The following is a 24878-nucleotide window of genomic DNA, read 5'->3' as shown; positions in this document are numbered from 1 at the left end:
GACCGATCACTCCAGGGGAAGGTGACATGAAGGAAAAGACGCTCAGGGTCTCCGTCGGCGGGTTCGGGGCTATCGGCAGGACGGTGGCGGCCGCTCTCGACGCCGGCATCCCGGGGCTGGAACTCGCCGCGGTATCTGCGCGCGATACGGGACGCGCCCGGGCGCATATGGCCGCGCATTTCGGCACCCCCTCCGAGGTCAGGCCGCTGGAATGCCTCTCCGATGGCGTCGATGTGGTCGTCGAATGTTGCCCGGCACACCTGTTCGAGACCGTCGCCCTTCCGGCTCTGGAGGCCGGCAAGATCCTCGTGGTCGCCAGTACGGGCGCGCTGCTGCACAATCGACATCTGGAGGCCGTCGCTCTGCGCACCGGAGGGCGCATCCTGGTCCCGTCGGGCGCGCTTGCCGGGCTGGATGCGGTGCAGGCCGCGGCGCTGGGTCGGATCGACAGCATAACCCTCGTCACCCGCAAGCCACCGGCAAGCCTGAAGGGCGCACCGGCGATCGCGCAGATGGGACTGGATCTCGACGCGCTCACGGAACCGGTTTGCTGCTATGCCGGTCCGGTCGAAGACGCCATCGCGGGCTTTCCCGCCAATGTGAATGTCGCCGCCACCCTCGGTTTCGCGGGCATCGGCGCTGCCGACACCCGGCTCGAAGTCTGGGCGGACCCCGGGGTCACCCGGAATATCCATGCCGTCACGGTGATCTCCGACAGCGCGACGATCAGCGTGCAGATCGAGGGCATGCCATCGCCCGACAATCCGCGGACGAGCAGGATCACCCCGCTGAGCGTGATCTCGACCCTGAGGCGGCTGACGGCACCTCTCGTGATCGGCGCGTGAGGACCGGTCCGCCCGTGGCCGGCACGCGGAAAGACGACACTGGCGGATTCCGGGAAGGTCGGGAATGCCCCGGATCGTCCCAAGCGACGTCAGGACAGCATACAGCCCCGCGATCCTGCTGCTCGGACCTTGCTCGCCGTGGGAGGCGACGCGCAGGATGTACTGACCGTATGGCAGCCAGGAGCGGAGAGCGTCGAGCGGCCGGACTGCGTTGAACTTCGAATGTCTGCAGTGATAGGCACGTTTCATATCCAGGGAATTGCCATGCTCAACACGATCTGGTCCCAGTTCATCTCACCGATCCTGAAACGCCCGTCGCGTTATCAGGTGGCTGCGCTGTGCTTCCGCCGCGACCGGGGCAAGCTTGAGATCCTGCTCGTCACCTCGCTTGAGACGCAGCGCTGGATCTTGCCCAAAGGTTGGCCCAAGACCGGCTTCGACGCGGGCGGCGTCGCGCTCGAGGAAGCGTGGGAAGAGGCGGGCGTAAAGCCTCGTGGCGGCAAGCCGGCCCGGATCGGCCGGTATCGCTACGACAAACGCCTTCGGGGCGGTATTCCGGTGCCGACCAATGTCGACGTCTTTTCGGTCGAGACCGAATGTCTCCATGACGAGTATCCGGAGGCCGGAAGACGCGAGCGTCGCTGGATGACGCCGCGAGAAGCCGCGGCCGCTGTCGACGAGCCCGAGCTGCAGGGGCTTTTGTCAGACGCCGATGCGCTGCTCTCCGCTCCTGCGCGATAGACCCTTTCCCATCACGAGAGAATGCACATGAGCGAGCAGGACAGCTCCTATAGCTGGCAGACCCTCGACCGCGACCTCAACCGTCTGTCACGGCTCGAGGCGGCGACCATGTATGCGTCGCGACCGCTCATCGGGGCCGGACTGTCGCTTCTGTTCGTGGGCGTCGCCGCAATTGCGGCGGGACTTATCGTCGGTCAGACGCCGGGCGCGATCTTCGTCGTGGTCGCGGCCGGGTTCGGCGCCTACATGGCGCTGAACATCGGCGCGAACGATGTCGCCAACAACATGGGCCCGGCCGTTGGAGCGGGCGCGCTTTCGATGGCAGGTGCCATCGCGATCGCAGCCATTTGCGAAAGCGCGGGCGCGCTTCTCGCGGGTGGCGACGTCGTCGACACCATATCCAAGGGGATCGTCGCGCCGGAAAGCCTTGCCGACGAAAGGGTGTTCGTCACCGCGATGATGGCGGCGCTGCTTTCTGCCGCGCTCTGGGTGAACCTCGCCACCTATATCGGCGCACCGGTTTCGACCACGCATTCCGTCGTCGGCGGCGTCATGGGAGCCGGGATCGCGGCGGCGGGGCTCGGCGCGGTCAGCTGGACCACGATGGGCGCGATCGCGGCGAGCTGGGTGATCTCGCCCGCGCTTGGCGGGATCATCGCGGCAGGAATGCTCGCCTTCATCAAATGGAAGGTGATCTACGTCGAGGACAAGATCGCCGCGGCCCGGACGTGGGTGCCGGTACTGATCGGTCTGATGGCTGCCGCTTTCGCCAGCTATCTCGCGCTGAAGGGCCTGAAGCGGGTCATGTCCATCGACATGCCGACTGCCCTGGTGATCGGCGGAGCGGTCGGACTGCTCTGCACATTCGCCTCCGTGCCGTTGATCCGGTACCAGGCAAAGGGGCTCGAGAACCGAAACCGCTCCCTCAAGGTGCTGTTCCGGATGCCCCTGATCATCTCGGCCGCCCTTCTGTCGTTCGCGCACGGTGCGAACGATGTTGCGAACGCGGTCGGCCCGCTCGCCGCGATCGTCTATACTCAGGAAACCGGGGGCGCGGTGACCGAAGTCGCGATTCCCGTCTGGGTCATGTTGATCGGAGCGATCGGCATCTCGGTCGGTCTGATGCTCTTTGGCCCGAAGCTCATCAAGATGATCGGCAATCAGATCACCAAGCTGAATCCGATGCGGGCATATTGCGTGGCGCTCTCGGCTGCTGTCACCGTGATCGCGGCCTCATGGCTCGGCCTGCCCGTCAGTTCCACACATATCGCGGTCGGCGGGGTTTTCGGTGTCGGGTTCTTCCGCGAATGGCACGCCGAGCGGCGCGCGCGCTTGATCCACGAGGCGCGTCCGCCGGCCAGACGCGTTCCCAGCGAGGAGCGTCGCCGTCGCAAGCTGGTGCGACGCTCGCACTTTCTGACGATCGCCGCGGCATGGGTGATCACGGTCCCCGCGGCGGCCGGCCTGTCTGCGATCTGTTTCCTGGCGCTGTCGCTCTTTTCGATCTGAGGCCCCGCCGCCGTCTCGGGGTTGCCGAACGCGGCAAATCTGCGGCGTTCAGCCGGTTCCGGTTTGCCGTACTTCGGCATGGTTGCGAGACATCGACGACGGCTCTGGGCCGCCGTCGTCCTGCGCTTAGTCGGATGCTTTATCGGCGTCGCAATCCGCCGTGCGGACGTCGCGGGCAAGCAGACCTTCCGCGAGCATCCGGAACGCCTCCTGCGCCTTCGGCAGCATCGCCGCCTGATCCTCGCAGGACGCGATCCACAGCGCCGCGTTGAGGGCAGCACCGTTCAGAAGCCGGGACGCCGCCTCGACATCCACGGGCCGCAACACGCCATCGGCCAGGAGCTGTCTGACCGCCCCGCGTGTCGCGTCGAGACAGCGGTTCTGGCTGGGCCAGCGGGCCGGGTCGCCAAGCACCGCGGGCCCGTCGCGCAGGACGATGCGCTGCACTTCCCGATCGAGGGCCATCTCGATATAGGCCCCGCCCTCGGCCAGAAGGGCCTCCCACACCGTGGCTTCGGCTGCTGCAAGGCTGTGGGCGCGCGCCGACATTTCCGCATCGATCTGATCGACCACGGCCGCGAAAAGACCCCTCTTGTCCCCGAAATGGTGGTAGAGGGCACCGCGCGTCAGGCCCGCCGCAGAGGTGAGATCGTCCATCGACGTCTCGTGAAACCCCTTTTCCGCGAAAGCCGCGCGGGCGGATGCCATCAGCTTGCGCCGGGTCTCATCCATCATCTCGGCACGTGATCGTCTGGCCATGGCACCCCCATCAGAATTAGCTGCAGGAAGCATTGACATACGGAGCGTATGTCAACACATATCACATACATAGCGTATGTGAGTTTGGCGCTGCGTGAAAGCCCGCGCTCGGCCCTCGCTGCGCGTCCGATTGAGAAAGGGAACCCCGATGACCATCCGAGAACCGATCTACCCCGCCGCCTCTGCCCGCCATGCGCTTTACGACCGGCACGGCTATTCCCCCGCAGTGCGGTCGGGCGAGCACCTGTTCGTGTCGGGTCAGGTCGGAAGCCGCGAAGACGGCTCGGCCGAGGAAACCTTTCCCGAACAGGTCGAACGGGCGTTCGGGAACCTCGAGGCCGTGCTGCAGGCAGCCGGGTGCAGCTTCGACGACATCATCGACGTCACGACCTTCCACACCGATCCGGAGGTGCAACTTCCCGACGTCCTGTCGGTGAAGGAAAGATACTTTGCCGACCGGCCCTACCCGACCTGGACCGCTGTCGGGGTGACCTGGCTGGCGGGCTTCGATTTCGAGATAAAGGTGATCGCGCGCATTCCCCGAGAGTGATGGCGGGACGCGAGCAAAACGCATTGCGGGAGAAGGGTCCAGCGGCATGCCCCCCCATCACAGGTCGAACAACAAGGCGACGCGCCGTGAAAGTCGGCGCGTCGCGAAGAGCGTTCAGATCGTCTGGCCGCCCGAAACCTCGATCCGCTGTGCGGTGACCCAGCGGTTGTCGTCGCGCAGGAGGCTGGCGATCATCGGACCGATATCGTCCGGCAGTCCGACGCGGCCAAGCGCCGTCATCGCGGCGAACTGGGCGTTCACATCGGCATTGTCGCGGACCAGTCCGCCACCGAAATCGGTCTCGATCGCGCCGGGCGCGACCGTGTTCACCGCGATGCCCCGCGTGCCGAATTCGCGTGCCATGTAGACGGTGAGCATCTCGACCGCCGCCTTCGCCGCCGCATAGGCCGCGAAACCGGGGAAGGACACCCGCGTCAGGCCGGACGACAGGTTCACGATCCGCCCGCCATCGGCCAGAAGCGGAAGAAGAGCCTGGGCGAGGAAGAAGACGCCCTTCACGTGGACCGCGAACAGATCGTCGAACTGCGCTTCGGTGGTCTCCTCGATCAGGGCGAACTCGCCATGACCGGCATTGTTGACGAGATGATCGAAACTGTCGCGGTTCCAGGACTGCTTCAGTTCCGCGCGCAAGGCCTCGACGAAGGCCGGGAAGCTGGCGATATCGGCCACGTCGAGACGCAGCGCCACGGCGCGGCGCCCCATCTCGCGGATCTGGGCCGCGACCTCCTCCGCCTGTGCGGCATTCGACCGGTAGGTGACGATGACGTCGCTGCCGCCCTTGGCGATGGCGAGTGCGGCATTGCGGCCGAGCCCGCGATTGGCGCCGGTGACGAGGGCGATCTTGCTCATGGGATGTCCTTTCAGGGTGACATTGTGTGCCCGAAAGATAGACGAGGATTTCCCCTCCCTGTTGCCTGATCCTCGCGACCTCTTGCCCGATCCCATTTCTATCTACCCCTGCGATCCGCTATGTCCCATATTGTGCCCCATGAGCATTGCCCAAAGCACTTCGCCTCTTGCCCGACTTCTCGTCCATTGCCGTCGGTTCGCCGACGCGAATGCCGGTCCCGACGGCCTGGCACAGACCCCGGTCCGGGGCCTGAGCGTGGTGCGTATCCTGCAGCCCGGGGATCTCATGGTCGCGGTCCAGAAACCCGTGATCGCGATGCTGCTGCAGGGACGCAAGCGCGTGACCACGCTGGGGGCAAGCTTCGAATACGCGCCGGGCGAGGCCATGGTGGTCGCAGCCGACATTCCGACGGTCAGCCGGGTCACCCGCGCCAGCATTGCGGCCCCCTACTATGCGCTCGTGCTCGAACTCGATCCCGCGATCCTGAGCGCGCTCATCCCCGCCGTCCCGGTCCGGCAGGGCGAGACGCGGCCCGTAAGGATCGAGCCGATCGACCCGGAGGTCATCGACGCCGCGCTTCGCCTTGCACGCCTTCTGGATCGGCCCGAGGCGCTTTCGGTGCTTGGCGACGGCCTGCTGCAAGAGCTCCATTACTGGCTTCTGACGGGGGTCCATGGCCCGGCCATCGCGGCACTCGGTGCGCATGACAGCCACGCGGGGCGGATCGCGCGGGCGGTCGACCTCCTGCGGCGGGACTACGCGCGCCCGGTCCGGGTCGAGGAGCTTGCTGGGGCCGCCGGAATGAGCGAACCCGCCTTCCACAAGCACTTCCGCGCCATCACCACCCTGTCGCCGCTGCAATTCCAGAAACAGCTGCGACTGATCGAAGCGCGGCGCCTCATGCTGACCGAAGGCGCGAAGATCGCACAGGCCGCCCACGCGGTCGGCTACGCCAGCGTGACGCAGTTCACCCGGGAATACGGTCGCTTGTTCCACGCACCCCCCGGAAAGGACATCCGCGTCGCAACGGCCCTCGCCTGAGCGTTCGGAAAGCGCGCCCTCGCACGGGACAAGCGGCGGCATGGTCCTGCGAGCGGCAACCGGTTTTCCCGTTCCTCGTCGCATTGAATGGCCGCTTCAGCCCCGAAGAGCCGCCCGGATGAGGTCGAAACGCTTGCAGTTGCGCTCCGATGTGGTGCGCCAAGTGCGGAACCCCATAGCCTCGTAATAGGCCTGACCTTCGACATTGTGGATGCCGATGGCCGCCTCGATCGTAGTCAGACCGGCAGCGCGGGCTGCAACGAGTGTCTCGGCGAACAGCAGTCGGCCGATGCCTTTGCCGCCGGCCTCCGGGTGGACATGGGTGCCGATGGCGCCCCAACCTTCCGGAGTGCCGTAGGGGGAATTGCCGTCAGACCGGCTGAGGACCTGGAGCCCGAGGACATTTTCGCCTTCCAGCGCAAGATGGGTGATGAGGCTCGTACCGCCGGTATAATGAGCTTCGACGTAAGCTTCATCACCCGGAATGGTACGCTTTTCGGCTGCGATGAGGGCATCCAGCAGCGTGACGACGGACTGGGTGTCGTTAGGGGTCGCCAGCCTGATCTGAACCATCGCGACTATCCTTGTGAGCGGCTTCTCTTGGCGTTCCAAGTAGACCACCGAACCGGGCGGCGGAAGGGTCGAATGGAATTGCGGTTGCGCCATGTCCGGTCGAGCAACGTGATGTCGGCAGAGATCTTCTTGGGCAGAAGTTCCCATTGATTGGGTGGGATCGACGTGAGTCACCGTCCGAAAACGGGGCGGTGATATGTCGGATCAGGTCTGGCCGAGCGATGCGCAAATGACGCGTCCGGAGCCTTGCCTTCCGATGTCCCATGGCAAGACGCGGCGAGGGATATGGCCCCCGCAGGACGCTCTGTAACCGCTGGAGACGCCGGAACGGCAAGGGGAGCTTCGCGAGAATGGTGGCCGGACTGGCTGACGCGCTTGGCAACAGGACCGTGATGATCGATGCGAGCAGGCGAACGCCTCGTGTTCGAGCGAGCCCGCGCACCTACCCGAAGGCCCGCCGAACGGCGTCCAGTCTGGGCGTCAAGAAAGGGGACGTGGTCGCCTGATCGGACGGAGTTCGAGGACCAGGAAACGATGCAGGTAATCATTCTCCCGAGGATGGCGGCATGACCACGAAACTGCACGCAACTCAGGACAGATGAACCATGTCGCGCGCGACACTGGCGAATGACACCCTCTCACCCTGATCGCAGCGGCAGGACACGCCAGCGACTGCATCGGTGCGTGTGCTTTGCGACAGTCTGACGGATGTCGACTGGCCCCTCGGGGGCCATGGATACGACGCGGACTGGTGACGGGAAACGCTGAAAGCCAGAGCGATACGCGCCTGCATCCCGGGCAGGACGCAGCGCCAGACGCCGGTGAAGCATGACAAGCGCCGCCTCAAACGCCGGAACCGGATCGGGATCATCTTCGGCGGGCTCAAGGATTGGCGGAGGGCAGCTTCGCGCTACGACGGGTATCCGAAGGTCATCCTCATCGCCCTGGTCGCCAGCCTTATGATCTGACTATGAGATCCGATCCTAGAGCGAATGTTCGGCAACCGCACCTGGCGCAGTTCGGCAGGTGCCTCCGCATCGAAGCACTCGGCGTCATGATTGATGTTTGCGGCCATTGTCGCATGGCGTGACGCTGAGACAGCTAAGTCCCACCAGACGACGATCCTTGGCAAGGACGAGACCATGCAACGCGGCGATGTTGTGTGATCATGTATTCTCCGGACTCCGGGAGCCATCGGGCGATGACTTGGACAGAATCTCACATAGCCGATTTTGAACGTTGGATTTATTTTTCGTGGGGAGAAACATCGGGTCTTCTGCCCCAGTCATTGGAGGATATTCTTGAAGCCCCGTGATTTGATCTGAGAAAGGACACTCTTCCACTCGCTCCCCACCTTTCATCGACGAGCACCGGGATGGTACCGGCCCAAGGAGCATTCACATTCATCCCGTCACCATAGGCACCTTGAAAGCCGCCGAACCACGCCCGGACATTTTTGGTGACAAAGCAGTCTTTTCGAGATTTGATTTGTAAGAATCGCAAGCATTGCTCTTGGAGAATCATCGCATGACCAACCCAATTCGCTTCGCGCTCATTCTTTCGGCCCTTGGACTGGCTGGCTGTGTCGATGACACCGACATGTCCAGCGCCGCTCCGGATCTGGTCACTCGCGGCGAGATGCCGAGATTTTGCCGTGGTGCCGCGGCCGAGGAATTTTCGGCCAGCCCGCTGGACGTGATCACGCTGCCCGCCGAACCCGATCAGGGCATGTACACTGTGTATGGTCAGATCGACGATCTTTTCTTCACCTGCACGTTCTCGGCTGAGGGACGTCTCGTCGGCGTCGACCGGACGTGAGCCGGGGTCTGGTTTCTCTGGCGGTGGCGTCCCTGCTTGCTGCGGGTTCGGCCGCGGCACAGGCTGTGGACTGCACCCTGACCATCCTCGACTTCGATGGCAACACGGTAGAGCAGGCCGCATCCTGCGAGATCGTCGATGACGGAGCGACGTTCGAATTCCTCGGCACGATCGAGGAGAACGACGTCAACTTCATCGCCCTCGCCAACCGCGAGGAGGATACCGCGTTCCTGATCGGAGCCGGGACATTCTTCCTGATCGACGGCGAAGCGGAGGTCTCCGACGATGCGGTGGTCTGGCCGAACGGCTACGCGGTGCGCTTGTCGCGCTGACCTTCGGCCGCAGTCGGGACGGGCATCCTCTCGCATCAGGCGGGTACCCTTTTCCACTCCGCTTTATCGAGACGAAGATAATATGAGCTTGACGCCCATAGGCTACGGAACGTCAGGATATGCGGGCAGCAAGATGGGTGATTAGGAATCGTAAAGCGTGGCTGGATCTAATTCGGTCTGGCTTCCCTCATGAATTCAGGTTCGCCCGCTGTCCGGGGAATTGAGTCGATCCGTTCATCAGGAGCTTACTCAAACGGGCTGCCGGCCTCGAATTTTATACGCGCTTTATTCAACGACTGGATTTGGTCCCTGCAGGTATCGGCTGGCCAATTGCGGAATATGTTCGCAGCAAATCTGCCCCCCGCTTCCAAACGGTAAGATGAGAAACCGACATCAAGCTCGGCTAGGAGGTGCTGTCCGGTTGCTACTGGGGGATCCGAGGATGGACCGTATTGATGCGTACCTCGGTATCGAGCTCACGGGCGCCCGCACGATATCCGAGGCGGTCGAGGTCCGAGCGACAGGGCCGACCCGCTCGGGCCCTCCAACGTTGCGATGTTGACGACGTAGGCGAGCATCGAGGTTCATCGGGATTTCCCTTTCCCACGTTCGCTCGTGAAAGATATTCGTTCTCCCAAGGCTGATGGTTCGGATGGCACGCGATTGGAGCGTATGCTGATAAGCACAACAGAAAAGAAAAGCCCCGCGAGGCTCACTTTCGTCACCCCGATGCTGACCGAAACGCAAGCTCGCATAGGCCGCCGGGATGTGACTCAATGGATGGGGGTGGTCGCGGGATCGCTCCTCCAGATAAGAAATGAAGTACGCGAGCGATACTGATGTTGCCTTGGCTGGATAGACAACGCGAGCGGAGAAAGGCGGCCGCTGAAATCGATGAGTGTGCATCGCTCGAAATGATAGCCTTGGCGAAGTTGTCACCGTAAGCTGATCGGAAACGTGAGTTCACGGACTGATACCGACCGCCCCGTTTGGAGACAGACCATGAGATATAGAGGTGTCATTCCGGTTGCCTGCGCGACCGTCATGGGCCTTGCTTTCGCCGCTGCCTCGTATGCGCAAGAGGCAGGTTCGAGCCCGGTCGGACCTGACCGGCTCAGCTTCTCGGTGGAGAACATGGACAGGAGTATCGACCCGGGACAGGATTTCTATCGCTACGCGGCGGGCGGATGGCTCAATCGGATCGAGCGCCCGGAGAAATTCCCCAGATACGGAATCTTTGCGATCACCGGAGAGCTTGTGCAGTCTCAGGTAAGCTCGATCCTGTCGGTCGCCGAGGCCGAGGCCGACACTGCCCCGGATGGCAGCCCATCCCAACTGGTCGGGAAATTCTACCGCGCCTACATGGATACGGATCGGATCGACGCGCGCGGCATCGCGCCGATTGAGGAAGACCTTGGCCGGATCGACGCCATGACCGGCTTGGCGGACCTGGTTCCGTTCATGGTGCGGATGGATCGGATCGGCGGACCCGGCGTGTTTCTCGGCTTCGGTCACACGGAAGGAACGCTCGACAACAGCCAATATGAATTCGCCTTCGCGTCGGCACCTTTCGGAATCGACTCGCGCTTCGACAGCATCCTTGCCGAACCGGATGACGGCGTCCGACTGAACGCTTATCGAACGTATCTGGCCGAGACACTTATGGTGGCGGGCTTCCCTGCCGGCGACGCGAGCCGCATCGCCCGCAATTCCGTCGAGATCGAAAGGGCACTTCATGCCGGAGTCCTCTTGCCCGTAGAGCGGCGCGATCCCGATATCGTCTACAATCCCATGACGCTCGGCGAGGTGCAGGAACAGATTCCGGAAATTGACCTGTCGGCCTTGCTGGAGGCCGCGGGTTATCCGCGGAGCGTCGAGAATGTCGTGCTATATTCACCGCGCTATGTGCCGGTTCTGTCCGAGGTCCTGCGCACGCGGTCGCTGGAAGAGATCAAGGAGTATCTGAAGCTCAGATTGATCCTGAAATTCTCGCCGGTGATGTCGACCGCGTTTCAGGAACCGACCCTGGGATTGTCGACCGTGCTGCTGGGCAGCGCGGTCTTGCCGCCGCGCGAAGAAACAGCCTACGAGCTTGTCGCCGCCAATCTCGCCCATCCTCTGGGACAGCTTTACGTCGAGCGGCATCTGACGGAAGACGCCAGAACCACGGCGGAGAACATGTTCGCGCGGGTCAAGGCGGCCTTCGCCGACCGGATACCGACGCGTGACTGGCTGAGCGAGGACACTCGCGCCGAGGCTGCGGCGAAACTCGACACGCTCACCGCGACGATGGGCAGGCCGGACGAGTGGATCGACTATTCCGGCCTCGAGATCGGCAGCGATCCGGTTGGCAACCTCATGGCGATCGCGCAGTTCGAGCACGAACGCTACATGGCGAAGTTCGGCGGTCCGGTCGTGCGCGACGCGTTCAACAATTCCTCCACGTGGCCGACAACGGTCAATGCCGCCTACAATCCCGGCATCAATGGCTTCGAGGTGCCGGCGGCGATCCTGCAACCGCCATTCTTCGAGCCGCAGAAGGATGCGGCTGTCTGGTTCTGCCGGATGGGTGCCATTCTCGGCCATGAGATGACACATGGCTTCGACTCTCTCGGGCGGAGATATGACGCGGACGGCAATCTGCGGGATTGGTGGACCCCAACCGACGCGGCGAATTTCGAACGCAAAGCCGAGAAACTGGTGGAGCAAGCCAATTCCTACGAGGTCGCGCCGGGCCTCATGGCGAACGGGCCGCTCGAAGTCGGAGAGAACATGGCCGATCTGGGGGGCATCACGCTCGCCCATATCGCGCTGATGGACTATCTGGAGGAGCACCCGGAAGAGAACGTGGAGATCGAGGGTTTCACGCCCGAACAGCGATGTTTCCTGTCCTGGGCGCAGAACTGGGCGTCGAAATCGACTGACGCCTATGATCGCCTGCTCGTGGAAGCCGACCCCCACGCGCCATCGCCCTATCGCGCCATCGCAGCGCTTCAGCATCTTCCGGCATTCTACGAGGCATTCGGAATAAAGGACGGCGATCCGATGTGGTTGCCGGTCGAGGAGAGAATTACCGCCTGGTAACGCAGTTATCCGCACGGAAAGCGGCACCTCGCGGCCAGAGAGCAGGTTTTCGGTACTGGAGCAGATAGAAAGGAACATCGAATGAAGTCCAACTTGATCGCCGGCTCGGTCATTCTGCTTCTTGCGGGCTGCGTCGAGGGTACGATGACCGGAACAGGTGCCAACAGCAGCGGAGGAACATCCTCCGGCACAATGCGGGAGCGATCCGACGGCGGCTACGCGCTTGGCGTTACGGTCGATGACGGCGCGTTCTGCTCGGCGATCTTCCGCAATCCGCGCCCCGGGGGAAGCGAGCTTCGCCCGCTCTCCTGCACGAACGGTGAAGGCGGCAATGCCACGGTTCTTTACGACGATGACGGGGAACCCAGAAGCGCCACCTATGGAGGCCTCGAGATCGGCAGCGGAACTGTCCAGTTCTGAGGCCCGCAAGATCACGCGCGGCAGTCCTGAGGAACCATGCGATCAGGCTGGCCCTACGGCCGGTCATGCCGCCTGAGCGCCTCATAGCCGCGTCGTATGGGGCGGATCATTCTGCCTTTGCGTTCGCCGGCGCAGGCACATGGTGCACATGGCGCAGGAGCCAAAGCGCATAAAGCAGGTTGGGGAGAACGAGCGCCAACGGAATCAGAATCGTTGTCCATCCGCCCGAATTCGCGAGCTCGCTTCCATTCGACGCGTCCGGATCGGGCATTCCTTCTGCAATGAGGAGAAGCGCGGCATCCCAGGCCGCATGCCAGGCGATAGCGGCCCAGAGGGAACCGGTCCGCAACACGATCGCCATCAGCAGGAGCCCGGTGCTACCTGCCATGATCGCCTGGTATATGGCGCTCTCGAATTCGCCTGTGATGAAACCGTTCAGAACATGAACCGCGCCGAACACCGACGACGTCACGAGGATTGCCGGCCATATGCGCAGACGTTCGCACAGGGCCCGGTAGAGCACCCCCCGGAACATGGTTTCCTCGGAAAAGCCGACGAACAGGGTGTTCACGAAGATCAGGAGGATCGTCGCGGAGTCGGGAAGTCCGAGGAGCAGGGCAAAGGTGAATTGCAGCGCTACCAGCAGTATCGGCAGCCATAGCAGTTTCAACGTTCCAGGTATCGGCGCGCGAAAGCCGAGGTCATTCCAGCCGCGCCACGCGATCACGGCGACGAGCATCATTCCGGCGCAGACGATCTGCCACAGGATACCGCGCGTGACGAACGCATCCAGCGATTGATCATCGGACACGAACAATTCGGCACCGCCGAAGGTGATCGCCGTCCAGAGCGCCAGCGTGACAAGCGCCCACCCGATCCGATTGTCACGCGGCAGGTTTCTGCGTCGTTTCAGCAAGAAACGTGGTGCCTCTCTCATGTCATGACGCCTCTTCGCTTGGCTCAGAATTCAAAGGCAAGACGTACTCCACCCGATCGGCTGATAGCCTGCAAAGCGATGTCATCGGCAACGAGGGCTAACGGCCACGCCTGCATGAAGCATCAAGGGTTGCGCCTTTCGTCCCGATCACGGACCACCGGACGTTCACAGACCGACCCCGCTCAGGGAACGGACGCTTCGCCGAGCCCCGCGACGTTGCCAGCGGCGTCGGACTGGCAGGTCCACTGACCCTCGACGCCACGGGCGCTCATCCAGACGCCCAAACCGGCTTCCGAGTCCAGAACGTATTCGACACGTGTATCGCCGACGGGACGCGCGAGACGCGTTGCCAGCGCTTCGCGGCAGGCGGCCTCGGCCATCCGGGTCGCCTCCGACGATTGATCGAAGTCGGGGCGTTCAACCACCTCGTTCGTCCATTCGGCATCCGCGCCGGGATCGGCTTCGGTGGTCATGCATGCCGAGAGGCCGAAAAGAAGAAAACAGGTCACCGCTTTCGCATTCATATCAAGCTCCCATTCCAGAACCTTCCCGGATCCTATGCAAAGTGCTGTCGGTAAAGAAGGATCTTCGTCGTATGCAAGGCGATCCCTCCCGGGCTGAATGACGCATGGCGCTCGCACGAAGCCGATGCCAGTTGGGTACAAACGGCGAGAGCGGCTCGACCGTTCGCAGCTGATTGCAGGCCGGAACTCCCGTCGATGTGCGGGGCTGATTGATACGACTCCATTCGCCAACTCGCTTATCGGACGATCCGACCGCGCATTCTGCTCAGCCTGGTTTCGCAAGTCCCTTGATCGCTTCGCCTATTTCGTCGAGCCCGGCGAGGGTCAGGCCGCGCTGGGGGACCGGGATCTCGATGCCCGCCTCGACCAGCTCGGCGTAGATGTCGAACAGGAGTTCCGAGCGCGCGATCAGCAAGGTATTCACGTCTCTCAGATAGCAGCGCAGCTCGAATTCCAGCCGGCTGTCGCCGAGATCCGTGAACAGAACCGTCGGCGAGGGGATGGCCAGCACTTCGGGTCGCCGCGCCGATGCGGCCAGAAGTATCTCCCGAACACGTGCGACGTCGCTGCCGTAGGCAACTCCGATCGGGATGATTATCCGTCCTTCCTTCGACGTTAGCGTCATGTTCTTGACCACGCCCGCGATCAGATCGGAGTTCGGGACGATCACGTCGAACCGGTCGAAAGTCTCGATCCGCGTGGAGCGGACCGCGATCTTGCGGACGTAGCCGGAATGGCCCGAGACCTCGATCCAGTCCCCCTCCTTTACCGGACGCTCGATCAGCAGGATGAGACCCGACACGAAATTGGAAACCACCGGCTGGAGCCCGAAACCGATCCCGACCGAAAGTGCGCCGAACACGACGGCAAGGCTCGAAAGGCTGATACCGGCGGTCGACAGCGCAATCAGCGCTGCCAGCGTCACCCCCACATAGCCCGCACCCGTCACGACCGACGAACGGACCCCGCGGTCGAGGTGCGAATGGCGGAACACGGACTGGCGCAGGAACCGCTGGGTGAACCGCGTCGCGATGAGACCGGCGAAGAAAACCACGACGAGAACCGCGATCGAGGTCAGGGACAGGGTCGCGTCTCCGACCCTTATCCCTGCCGTGACCACTCGCCACGCTTCGGAAAGGTCGCTCCCCCGCGCGCCCCAGATCAAGGCGAGCAACGGCAGGGCAGCTAGGGACAGGAGTATGGAAACGACCACGGGAACCAAGGCGCCGGCCTCGTCCTCATCCGGCGTGGTCCTGTCGATGCCGTTGACCAGGACACCGATCACCAGCGCGCGGAGGAACAGCAGAACCGCCACGAGGCCGATCGTCGTCACCGTGGGCTCGAGCGCGAAGCGTGCGAGGTTCACATACCCTATGAGAGCCGCGAGCAGCGCCACGATCGCCGCCCCCTGCACGAAGCGTGCGAAAAGACGGCGCAGGTCGTCGCCCAGCTCGGCATCCGCATGCGCGGGTGAATCGAGGTGGCGCAGGAACGTCCCGAGCCGGAAAACGGGAATTGCACCCGCAACGACCACGATCAGAGACAGGACCGACTGACTTGCCGGGGCGAACGCGATCTCCTGCTCCAGCCCTTCGAACATTGCGTCCACCGACAGGAACACCCCGAGCAGGAGGCTCAGCCCATAGCCCCTGCGGGCCATGACATCGTCGAGGTCGAAGGGCCGCAGCACGGCGCGCCGTGGAGCGAACAGCGCGCGACCGAGGACATGAGCGCTGCTCAGCCCGAGAAGCGCGGTTGCCGCAGCAACGATGAGCCTGGTGTGATTTGGAAACTCGACAACCAGCACCGCCGGGGCCAGAAATATGAGGAGCAGCCCCAATCCGGGGATGAACAATCGCAACAGAAGCGTCAGGGCCGCGACCAGGCGGTACCGCATGCGCTGGTGGCTTCGGTGTTGGAGGCGCTCGAGCCCATTGGTGACCAACGGCTCCGCCACGAAGATGAGGCCCAACGCCGCGGCCAGAAAGGCAAGCCCGGCGCTCCACGCGGCCATCGGCGGCAACTCCTCCTGGAGCTCTACCTCCTCTCCATCTGCAGGAAGAAGCTGTCGCAAGTCGTCGGTGAGCGCGCTCCAGTTTCGGGGCAGCAGCGGGCTGGGCATACGCTCGACAAGGCTGGCGACAGCCTGGTCGAGCAGCCTTGCGTCGAGGCGGGCGATCAGGAGATCGGCACGCAGGTAGGCCGCTCGCGCATCGAGGACGGGCGCATTGGCTTCGGCGAGCGCCGTTTCCAGTTCATTCCGACGTTCGGCCAGCGGGCCGGGCTCCGGCACGCCGTCCGGAGGTGGCGGTCCCAGAGCCTCGATCTGCGCAGCCAGCGACTGGGCCCGGACCGATCCGCGCTCGGCGATCTCCAAGGCGTCAGCGCGCTGCTCGGCAAGTTGCGCACGCGTTTCGTCCAGCAGGTCGGCGCTTGCATCTTCGGCATCGAGAAGACCGGCCGCACGTTCGGCCACCGCGTCCCAGTCAACCCTCTCGGACGGATTGGCGTCCTGCGCGAGCGATAAGGTGGCACATGCGATCCAGAACAGCACGACCAGCAACGCGCGCAGTATCAAAGATCGCCGAACGTCAACGATAATGGGGGGAACCGGCAGAATGGGAGGCAAGGCTTTCACCGAACGTCAGAGATATGATCGGACATTGCCCAGTTCGGCGCGGAAGCCTGCATCTGCTCTGGGGGAAGTGTCGGAGTGCCGGAGGACTTCCCCGAAACCCGACCCTGTGAAGGCTTCTTACAAATCACGGCTCGAAAAGCTTGAATGCGATACTTCACATCACGCTACATCGATCTCGGCATTGCACAACCCCCGGGGGCCGTCAGTCTGGATTTTCCATGTCGGCCAATGGAAACGGCTCACATCGGGTCCTATCCACCGATACAAGGTATCAGGAACGTCAAGGCAGCCGGACAGCGTTTCGCGACTTGCAGCGCATGGTCCAGCGCTTTTCGGTTGCGGCGAACGACCCCCTCTCCGCCCTCGCCCCGTGTGTGTCGTGAACACGCCGACACCCGACGTGTCGCGGCACTGTCGAGGCGGTCATTCTCCCGAACGCGCAGCTTCATCGAGCCGTCGCGGCCGCCTTTCCAGGAACAATGAAGGCGATCACGCTCAAAATCCCTTTCCGGCGGCGTTGCGCGTTGCAATACTGGATCGACCATTCGCAAGCTGCCGTGCAGCAGCCGATCTCTTGTCCGAAAATCTCATTGGTAGGTAAGATTTGCAGAGCGTGATAATTCTCGGGGTCACGGTTCTTGCCGCCGCTGCTCTGGTCCATCCGAGGCTTTCGAGGGCCCGTCTCTGGCGTGCCACCATCACGCCCCTCGCCTCGATCATCGGAAGCGGGTTCCTCGTGCTGGGACCGATACTGGAAGGCAGCTACGGTCTCTACGCGCCGGGGATCATGCTGGCACTCTGTGCAATCGCCTATCTCTTCGGTGGGGCAATCCGTTTCAACATGGCTCGGATCGGCTCCGAAACCGATCAAAGACCTCCCGCGGAGGCTCGGCTTGAATCTCTGGCATCCTGGACCCTGTGCTTCGCCTATGTCGTGTCGGTCGCCTATTACCTGAACCTGTTCGGTGCTTTCGGCGTGAGCCTGACGCCGGTGGACGATACGTTCCACGCGCGGCTCCTTTCCAGCGCCGTCTTCATCCTGATCCTGCTGATCGGCTGGACGCGCGGCTTTTCCGCGATGGAACGGCTCGAGCAGGTATCGGTCGGAATCAAGCTGTCGATCATCGCGGGGCTACTCGGTGGTCTCGTCCTGTTTTTCGCCCGGCAGACATCGGCGGGCGAGCTGTCCTTTGCCGACCCCGCGGTGACGCCATGGGCCGGTCTGACACTGGCCTTCGGGCTGATCGTGACCGTCCAGGGGTTCGAGACGTCCCGTTACCTGGGTGAGACCTACGACGTGCGAACACGTATCCGCTCGATGAAGTTGGCTCAGGCGCTCGCGACTGCGATTTATATGCTCTATATCTGCCTTCTAGCCTATGCGCTGCCTTCCGGGACGATGTCGATGGACGAGACCGCGATCATCGACGCCATGCAGATCGTCGCCCCGATCCTTCCGATCCTTCTGGTCGTCGCCGCCTTGAGCGCCCAGCTCAGCGCTGCCGTGGCGGATACGAGCGGGTCGGGAGGATTGATCGCCGAACTCACGTCCGGAAAGGTGACCACGCGACAGGGGTACGCTGTCCTCGTGTTTGCCGGCCTCGTGATGACCTGGACGACGGACGTCTTCGAGATCATCAGTTACGCGTCGCGGGCATTCGCACTGTACTACGCGCTTCAAGGTGCCATTGCCGTGCTGGGTGCCTGGCGCGATCGCGATCCGGTGCGGCTTGCCCTTTTCGGCACTGCCACCCTCCTCGCCATGATAATCGTGCTATTCGGCCGTTCGGTAGAATGATCCGCACGGCCGCGACCGCATCGACCTTAACCGGACTCTGGCAGCGAAGCACTACTTGTCGTCGAACGCCCGTGGCAGCGGATTCGGGCAGGCCTGTGCTGCGTATCGTCAGACCGAAATGGCTCTACGCCGATCTCCGGTATCGCGGCGGGATATTTTACATTCCGGGCAGATCATCGCGTTGCCCGTGGCCCAGACCGACCTTCGCGATAGGACGCGTCCTTCCAGTAAGGCTTCCCGAGACCAGCCGTTCACCGCGGCTTCGAGATCGCTGCCGAGACAAGCTCGCAATATGCGGACCTCCGCGCCGTTCCTCGTACGTCATCAGGTGATCCCGCGACACGCACAGGGGGTCGTCGCGTTCAGTCGTCCTCTCGTGGCGCATCCGCCGGATCGGACGCATTGGCGGAAAGCATATCGTCGAACAGCGCCTTCCATTCGGTCTCGGAAAGAGCCAGCAAACCGAAGGCCTTCAGCAGGAATGCGCCCTCGGCGGCGAGGAAGCTGGTCGCAAGCCGCCGATCGTCCGGGTCCGTCAGGTCGAGACCCGCGAGGCGCGCGGCATACCAATCGCGCGTCTCCGACAGCCGATCGGGGTGCTGCAGAAGCGTGGTTACCGCCACGGCGGCACGGGAATGATCCGCCTCCTCTGCATCCCGCATCGCCGCGAGGTGTCCCAGGATCAGCGCCCGACCCGAAGGATCGGGCCCGGAGCGCCGGGCCACGTCCGCGTCGAAGGCGTCTTCCCAGCGGGTGATCATCGACCGGATCAGATTGTCGCGCGTCCCGAAGGCATATTGCACGCCGCCCTTGGTGATCCCCGCGGCTTTCGCCACGGCGTCGAAGCTGAGCGCGGACGCGCCCTCTGCAATCACGAGCGCCTCGGCGGCATTCAGAACCTTGTCACGATCGATAGAGCGGGGACGTCCGGCCATCTTCTCCCTTTCATTACGATACGACTGTATCTATATCCGCGATCAGGTGACGCAAGCCTGAACCGACTGCCCGAGGATAATCCTGATGCTTCCCCGCAACCGCTGGCTCGTGCTTGCCATCGTATCGAGTGCCCTGTTCCTGATCGTCATCGACATGACGGTTCTATACACCGCCTTGCCCAGGCTGACCCAGGACCTTGCGGCGACGGCCACCGAGAAGCTCTGGATCGTCAATATCTATCCCCTCGTCGTGGCGGGTCTGCTGCCGGGTCTTGGCGGATTGGGGGACAGGGTCGGTCACAAGCATATGTTCCTTCTGGGGCTCGCGGTGTTCGGCGTGGCGTCGTCGGCCGCGGCGTTCTCTCCGGTGCCCGCGGCGCTCATCGCGTCGCGGGTCCTGCTGGCGGTCGGTGCGGCCATGATGATGCCGGCGACCCTGTCGCTCATCCGCCTGACCTTCACCGACGAGAAGGAGCGCGCCTTCGCCATCGGGATCTGGGCCGCCGTCGCGTCGGGCGGCGCCGCCATTGGACCGGTCATGGGGGGCCTTTTGCTGGAATGGTTCTGGTGGGGTTCGGTCTTTCTCATCAACGTGCCGATCGTGATCTGTGCCCTGCTCGCGGGTGCGTCGGTGCTGGTCAACCGGAAGCCCGATCAGGGGCATCCCTTCGATTTCATCGGTTCCGTTCAGGTGATGGTCGGACTGGTCGGGCTGGTCTATGCGGTCAAGGAGGTCGCCAAGCGCGACCCCTCCCCGTTGGCCGCTGGCATCGCGTTTGCCATCGGCGCCATCGCCATGGCGGTCTTCGTTCGCCGCCAGCGGGCGAGCGCCCATCCACTCATCGACTTCGCATTGTTCCGCAACGCGCGGTTCACGTCGGGCGTGGTCGCGGGGCTCGTCGCGTCCGGAGCCCTGATCGGTGTCGAACTCGTCTTCAGCCAGCGCCTTCAGCTGGTCCTCGGCCTCTCGCCGCTCGAGGCGGGGCTGATGATCCTGCCGATCCCGGCCGCGTCCTTTCTGGCGGGGCCCATGGCGGGTCTGGCGATGCCGCGTCTCGGTGCGACACGCGTGCTGAGCTCGGCGCTGGCGCTGACCGGACTGGCCCTGATCGCCTTTCTGCTGACCCATCAGGGGCCGACCGCACTTTGGCTTTCGGTTCTCGCGGTCATGGGCTTTGGCGTCGGCGCCACCATGACGGCCGCCTCCAGCGTCATCATGCTGTCCGCCCCGGAGGATCAGGCCGGGATGGCCGCCTCGATCGAGGAAGTGTCGTTCGAACTCGGCGCTGCCCTGGGCATCGCCATACTCGGCAGCGTCATGACCGCGCTCTATACCCGTGCCATGACCGTGCCGACGGGGCTGGACGCGACGGTCGCCGACAGCCTCGACGAGGCATTGATGGCTGCCGAAACCCTGAGCGATACCGCGGCCATGCACCTGACGACGCTGGCGCGAGGCGCTTTCGATGACGCCTTCGTCGGCGTGATCGCCCTGGCCTCGATCATCGTCCTCGGTGCCGCACTCGGCATCTGGCGCAGGGCCGTGGCGGAGTGACGCACCAGGCTACCGCATGGTGTGCCAGATCTTTCAACAGCCGGACCGTCAACGATTGACGCCCTTCCGGACGGACGATGGGTCGGTGATGCCGTGGTCTCGATCGACGGGCGCACGTAGCGAAATTCATTCGATCTGCGTCACGTCGGGGCGGGCAAACTTGGACGCTCGGCCCCACCCTGCCGGGCAGTGAACCGCGCGGGCATCGTGGTCCACGGCAAGCGTTTGCGAGCATGGCGGCGTCTGCAGCCGGATGGGGCACAGGGCCTATCCTGCCGTTTCGATCACTCGAGGCAAGGGGCGGGAACAGCCGCTCGTTCGAAAGCCAGCTTATACAACATTTTAACCCCTGGCTGCTCTACACCTGCCGCATATCAAACGACAAATGATCATGCTTGAAAAATCAATCAAAACGCTTTTCACCGCTGCCGATGCTGAAATTGTCGAACGCACAATTGGCCGGATCGCCTTCTCGCCCGACGGAGAAATCCTGCGAGTAAACGAGCGGTTCCTGGAGATGTTCGATTATGCCGGTCGCGAATTGGTCGGCCGCAATCGCCGAATTTTTAAACCCGTGGATGCAGTGCCGTCGCGAACGGACGAGATCGACAAGGTCTTTGCCACTGGCGACCCGTTCGAGGGGGACATCCAGCAATCAAGGCGCGACGGAACCCTGTTCTGGACCGAGGTCTCCTGCCATCCCGTTCAAGGCACCGACGGTTCGGTCGACGAGGTCGTGCTGCTGGTCCGCGACGTCACCGGGCGGATGATGTCCGCAGCCGACGATGCCGGTCAGATCGCCGCCATCAACACATCGCAGGCCGTCATCCACCTGGCGATGGATGGCACCATCCTCCACGCCAACTCCAAGTTCCTCGCCGCCACGGGTTACGAACTGGGCGAGGTCGTCGGTCGGCATCACAGCTTGTTCGTCCCCGATCACGAATCCGAGGGAACGGCATATCTCGCTTTCTGGGAAAGCCTTCGGAAAGGGGTTCACGCAACTGGCGAATACCGACGCGTCCGGAAGGACGGAAAGGCGGTATGGCTCAGGGCGACCTACAACCCCATCCTCGACCTTCAGGGCCGGCCGATCAAGATCGTAAAATATGCGATCGATGTGACATCGGAAAAGGAACTGAACGCCGATTTCGAAGGCCAGATCGCGGCGATCGACAAGTCGCAATGCATCGTGACCTTTGCGCCTGACGGCACGATCATGGACGCCAACCGCAATTTCCTCGATGCCGTCGGCTATTCGATGGAGGAGCTCGAAGGCCGTCACCACCGCATGTTCGTCGACCCGGCGCATGCCCACAGCCTCGAATACGAGATCTTCTGGAGCGACCTTGCCACCGGTCGTCACCGGAGCGGAGAATTCCGCCGTATCGGACGTGACGGTCAGGATATCTGGCTTCAGGCAACCTACAGCCCGGTGCTCGATCAGGACGGGCACACCTTCAAGATCGTCAAATACGCGACCATCGTGACGCGGGAAAAGCTGCGCCAAGCCGATCATCAGGGCCAGATCGCCGCGATCCACAAGTCGCAGAGCGTGGTGTCCTTCCATATCGACGGCACGATCATGGATGCGAACGACAATTTCCTCGACCTTACCGGTTATCGCCTGTCGCAAGTCATCGGACGCCACCACTCGATGTTCCTCGCGGACGAGGAGCGCGAAAGCCCCGATTACCCGGAATTCTGGAGGGCGCTCGCCAACGGCGAATACCAGGGGGGCGAGTTCAAGCGCGTCGGATCGGACGGTCGGGAGATTTGGCTGCAGGCCTCCTACAACCCGATATTCGACATGAACGGACGGCCGTTCAAGGTGGTCAAGAATGCCGTGGACGTCACCGAACAGAAATTGCGGCAAGGCGATTACGAAGGTCAGATCGCCGCCATCAACAAATCCCAATGCGTCGTGTCCTTCGACATGGATGGCAACGTGCTCGACGCGAATGACAATTTCCTCGAGCTCATGGGATACGCGCTTTCGCAGGTCGTCGGTCAGCATCACAGGCTGTTCGTGGACGACGACACGGCGCTCGACCCCGAGTACGACCGCTTCTGGGCGGATCTGCGCGCCGGCAAGTTCCTGTCGTCCAAGTTCAAGCGCATCGCCTCGGATGGATCGGAAGTGTGGATCCAGGCATCCTACAACCCGATTTTCGATCTGAACGACAAGCCGTGCAAGATCGTCAAGATCGCGTCCGACATCACGGCCGATGTCATGTTGGCAGCCGACCTGTCGCGTGCACAGCAGGAAGTGCAGCGCGATCCGGCTACCGGACTTCCGAACCGGCTGGGCCTGCGCGAGTTCATGCGCAAGGCACTTGCCAAGACCGACAGCGAACTCGCGCTTCTCTACCTTGATCTCGATCATTTCAAACCGATCAATGACACCTACGGTCACGATGTCGGTGATTTCGTGCTCAGAACGATCGCGCGGCGGCTGGTGGGCGCGGTGTCGGACGGGCAGCTTGTCGCGCGTATCGGCGGTGACGAATTTGTCGTCGCGGCGTCGAACCTCGGCCACCCGCAGGTGGCGGAACTGGCCGAGAACCTGATCGAGACGGTCTCGCAGCCGATCGCCCACGAGGACAGGTACCTGGAAGTGGGCCTCTCGATCGGCGTCGCCAGGACCCCGCAGGATACGCTCGAGGAAGACGAGCTCTTCCGCATGGCGGACGTCGCGCTCTATCGGTCGAAGGGCAACAAGCGCGGTACCTTTACCTTCTACGGCGAGGAGCCGAAGACCTGCGCCGAGATGGAGCGGCATCTGGCCCGCGACATGATGATTGCCATCAAGTCCCGCGCCTTCGAGATCGAATGCGACGTCAGGATGATCGAGGACGACGGTGTCGCCGTCAGACTGCGTCCCGTCTGGAACCACCCCGAGCTCGGCCGGATCGGCGCGGAAACCTACCTCCGGGTCGCGGAGCAGAGCGGGCTGATCGTGCCGCTCGGGGAGTGGCTGGTCCATCAGGCCTGCAATCTTGCCGCCCGGCGTCCGGACGTGATCGTTAGCGTTCCGATCTATCCCAAGCAGATCCTGACAAGCGATTTCACGGAAACGCTGGCCCTCGCATTGCGTGAATGCGAGCTCGACGTGAGCCGCCTGGAACTGAGCCTCGAACGCGGCACGGCCCGCGTCAATCCGGAAAGCCTCCGAGCCTATCTGACGAAGCTGCGCGAGATGGGAGCCACCGTCGTTGCGGACAGCCTTTTGATGGGCGAGGATACCCTCGCCGTGCGCGCATCCTGGAGCGCAGACCGCGTGACGGTCGATCAGCGCGTGATCGCGCAGATGAAAAGGCAGTCAAACCCGCTCGCCGAAGAAATAGCCCGGATCAAGGCCGCCGACGCGGCAAAATCCTTGCGGGGCAAACGCGGCTTCGAGCTCGACGCGGACGGCGGTCTGCGGAGCTTCGTTCAGGTTGAGACTACCGATATGGAGGGCATCCAGACTTGCCTGGTCAACATGGGAGACGGCGCAATGTTTATCGATCAAGTGCCGACGGAAACGAGCCGGCATTTGTCGAGTGCCTGATGGGGCTGTGAAATTCGCGGATACGGTTTGCGTAGAGCCGTTCGTTGGAGAATTCGGTTCTCACGTCGGTCTCGTGAGATATTTTGCCGGCGTGTAACCGGAACTATCTAATGTAAGCCCCGATTTTCCTGCCGCCCTTTCAGGAATTCGTCGGTTGAATTGGAATTTCATTTGCCCCTGATTTCCCCTGCAAACTACGGCAGAGCTCGATTGCCCAAGGATGGATGGGGTCCGTATCGGTTGCATTCCACCCATTCACAATCGGCTCACCGAGCTCGGGCGGCGTCGTAAAAAGGGGCTCGATCATGACGCCCTCACGTTAGCTGCCGCTGAAAACTCGTAACCGTCCCTTTGCATCGTATTTCGCGACGCGATGCGGGATCGCTCAATCGACC

General features: G+C 63.0%; 19 protein-coding genes and 1 pseudogene. 13 read left to right on the top strand and 7 right to left on the bottom strand.

Annotated features, from left to right (window positions below; all coding sequences use genetic code 11):
• Nucleotides 1-26: 26 nt before the first annotated feature.
• From RVY76_RS17490 to RVY76_RS17480, 3 genes are all read left to right on the top strand, one after another.
• Nucleotides 27-845, top strand: a complete 819-nt coding sequence (locus RVY76_RS17490; RefSeq protein WP_317377750.1) for an aspartate dehydrogenase — start codon at nt 27-29, stop codon at nt 843-845.
• Between the two features lie 264 nt (nt 846-1109).
• Entirely contained in the window at nt 1110-1586 is a 477-nt protein-coding gene (locus tag RVY76_RS17485) for an NUDIX hydrolase (RefSeq protein ID WP_317377749.1), read from the top strand.
• Between the two features lie 27 nt (nt 1587-1613).
• The gene (locus tag RVY76_RS17480) at nt 1614-3095 is read left to right on the top strand and encodes an anion permease (RefSeq protein ID WP_317377747.1); all 1482 of its coding nucleotides are present in this window, start codon (nt 1614-1616) and stop codon (nt 3093-3095) included.
• A gap of 126 nt (nt 3096-3221) precedes the next feature.
• On the opposite strand, the gene RVY76_RS17475 is transcribed toward RVY76_RS17480, so the two are convergent.
• Nucleotides 3222-3854: a TetR/AcrR family transcriptional regulator gene (locus RVY76_RS17475; protein WP_317377745.1), complete on the bottom strand. Its 633-nt coding sequence runs from the start codon at nt 3852-3854 to the stop codon at nt 3222-3224.
• Nucleotides 3855-4002: 148 nt separating this feature from the next.
• Between RVY76_RS17475 and RVY76_RS17470 the strand changes: the two genes are divergently transcribed.
• Nucleotides 4003-4404, top strand: coding sequence for a RidA family protein (locus RVY76_RS17470; RefSeq protein WP_317377743.1), 402 nt, complete (start codon nt 4003-4005; stop codon nt 4402-4404).
• Nucleotides 4405-4518: 114 nt separating this feature from the next.
• Here the strand turns inward: RVY76_RS17470 and RVY76_RS17465 are convergent, their stop codons facing one another.
• Nucleotides 4519-5274: an SDR family NAD(P)-dependent oxidoreductase gene (locus tag RVY76_RS17465; RefSeq protein WP_317377741.1), complete on the bottom strand. Its 756-nt coding sequence runs from the start codon at nt 5272-5274 to the stop codon at nt 4519-4521.
• Between the two features lie 139 nt (nt 5275-5413).
• On the opposite strand from RVY76_RS17465, the gene RVY76_RS17460 reads away from it, so the two are divergent.
• Nucleotides 5414-6316 carry an AraC family transcriptional regulator gene (locus tag RVY76_RS17460; protein WP_317377739.1) on the top strand — a complete coding sequence of 301 codons (903 nt, stop codon included), beginning with the start codon at nt 5414-5416 and terminating at the stop codon, nt 6314-6316.
• 96 nt (nt 6317-6412) lie between these two features.
• Here the strand turns inward: RVY76_RS17460 and RVY76_RS17455 are convergent, their stop codons facing one another.
• Entirely contained in the window at nt 6413-6889 is a 477-nt protein-coding gene (locus tag RVY76_RS17455; protein ID WP_317377737.1) for a GNAT family N-acetyltransferase, read from the bottom strand.
• A gap of 196 nt (nt 6890-7085) precedes the next feature.
• Here RVY76_RS17455 and RVY76_RS17450 point away from each other — a divergent pair.
• The 5 genes and pseudogenes from RVY76_RS17450 to RVY76_RS17430 all read left to right on the top strand — a co-directional run bounded on the left by RVY76_RS17450 (nt 7086) and on the right by RVY76_RS17430 (nt 12543).
• Nucleotides 7086-7857 (top strand): annotated as a pseudogene (locus RVY76_RS17450) (IS5/IS1182 family transposase).
• A 559-nt stretch (nt 7858-8416) separates the two neighbouring features.
• Nucleotides 8417-8707, top strand: coding sequence for a hypothetical protein (locus tag RVY76_RS17445; RefSeq protein ID WP_317377736.1), 291 nt, complete (start codon nt 8417-8419; stop codon nt 8705-8707).
• Nucleotides 8704-9039 (top strand): hypothetical protein, encoded by a 336-nt coding sequence (locus RVY76_RS17440; protein WP_317377734.1) that lies wholly within the window; start codon nt 8704-8706, stop codon nt 9037-9039. Before RVY76_RS17445 ends, RVY76_RS17440 begins: the two co-directional genes overlap by 4 nt.
• A 957-nt stretch (nt 9040-9996) precedes the next feature.
• Nucleotides 9997-12123, top strand: coding sequence for a M13 family metallopeptidase (locus RVY76_RS17435; RefSeq protein WP_317377732.1), 2127 nt, complete (start codon nt 9997-9999; stop codon nt 12121-12123).
• Between the two features lie 81 nt (nt 12124-12204).
• Nucleotides 12205-12543, top strand: a complete 339-nt coding sequence (locus RVY76_RS17430; RefSeq protein WP_317377730.1) for a hypothetical protein — start codon at nt 12205-12207, stop codon at nt 12541-12543.
• Nucleotides 12544-12649: 106 nt separating this feature from the next.
• Here the strand turns inward: RVY76_RS17430 and RVY76_RS17425 are convergent, their stop codons facing one another.
• The 3 genes from RVY76_RS17425 to RVY76_RS17415 form a co-directional block, all read right to left on the bottom strand.
• The gene (locus tag RVY76_RS17425; protein WP_317377728.1) at nt 12650-13480 is read right to left on the bottom strand and encodes a CPBP family intramembrane glutamic endopeptidase; all 831 of its coding nucleotides are present in this window, start codon (nt 13478-13480) and stop codon (nt 12650-12652) included.
• Nucleotides 13481-13662: 182 nt separating this feature from the next.
• The gene (locus RVY76_RS17420) at nt 13663-14004 is read right to left on the bottom strand and encodes a hypothetical protein (RefSeq protein ID WP_317377726.1); all 342 of its coding nucleotides are present in this window, start codon (nt 14002-14004) and stop codon (nt 13663-13665) included.
• A 265-nt stretch (nt 14005-14269) separates the two neighbouring features.
• Nucleotides 14270-16582, bottom strand: a complete 2313-nt coding sequence (locus RVY76_RS17415) for a DUF3772 domain-containing protein (protein ID WP_317377724.1) — start codon at nt 16580-16582, stop codon at nt 14270-14272.
• A gap of 673 nt (nt 16583-17255) precedes the next feature.
• Between RVY76_RS17415 and RVY76_RS17410 the strand changes: the two genes are divergently transcribed.
• Nucleotides 17256-18440 (top strand): hypothetical protein, encoded by a 1185-nt coding sequence (locus RVY76_RS17410; protein ID WP_317377830.1) that lies wholly within the window; start codon nt 17256-17258, stop codon nt 18438-18440.
• Between the two features lie 362 nt (nt 18441-18802).
• Here the strand turns inward: RVY76_RS17410 and RVY76_RS17405 are convergent, their stop codons facing one another.
• On the bottom strand, nt 18803-19375 hold the full coding sequence (locus tag RVY76_RS17405; protein ID WP_317377722.1) for a TetR/AcrR family transcriptional regulator: 573 nt from the start codon (nt 19373-19375) through the stop codon (nt 18803-18805).
• A gap of 85 nt (nt 19376-19460) precedes the next feature.
• Between RVY76_RS17405 and RVY76_RS17400 the strand changes: the two genes are divergently transcribed.
• Together RVY76_RS17400 and RVY76_RS17395 are read left to right on the top strand one after the other, a co-directional pair.
• Nucleotides 19461-20930, top strand: a complete 1470-nt coding sequence (locus tag RVY76_RS17400; protein WP_317377720.1) for an MFS transporter — start codon at nt 19461-19463, stop codon at nt 20928-20930.
• Between the two features lie 391 nt (nt 20931-21321).
• Nucleotides 21322-24483: a PAS domain S-box protein gene (locus RVY76_RS17395; RefSeq protein ID WP_317377718.1), complete on the top strand. Its 3162-nt coding sequence runs from the start codon at nt 21322-21324 to the stop codon at nt 24481-24483.
• Nucleotides 24484-24878 lie beyond the last annotated feature (395 nt).

This window comes from Palleronia sp. LCG004 (assembly GCF_032931615.1).
Classification (GTDB): domain Bacteria; phylum Pseudomonadota; class Alphaproteobacteria; order Rhodobacterales; family Rhodobacteraceae; genus Palleronia.
The sequence above is the reverse complement of the archived record's forward strand: the minus strand, read 5'-3'. Positions and strand labels throughout refer to the sequence as shown.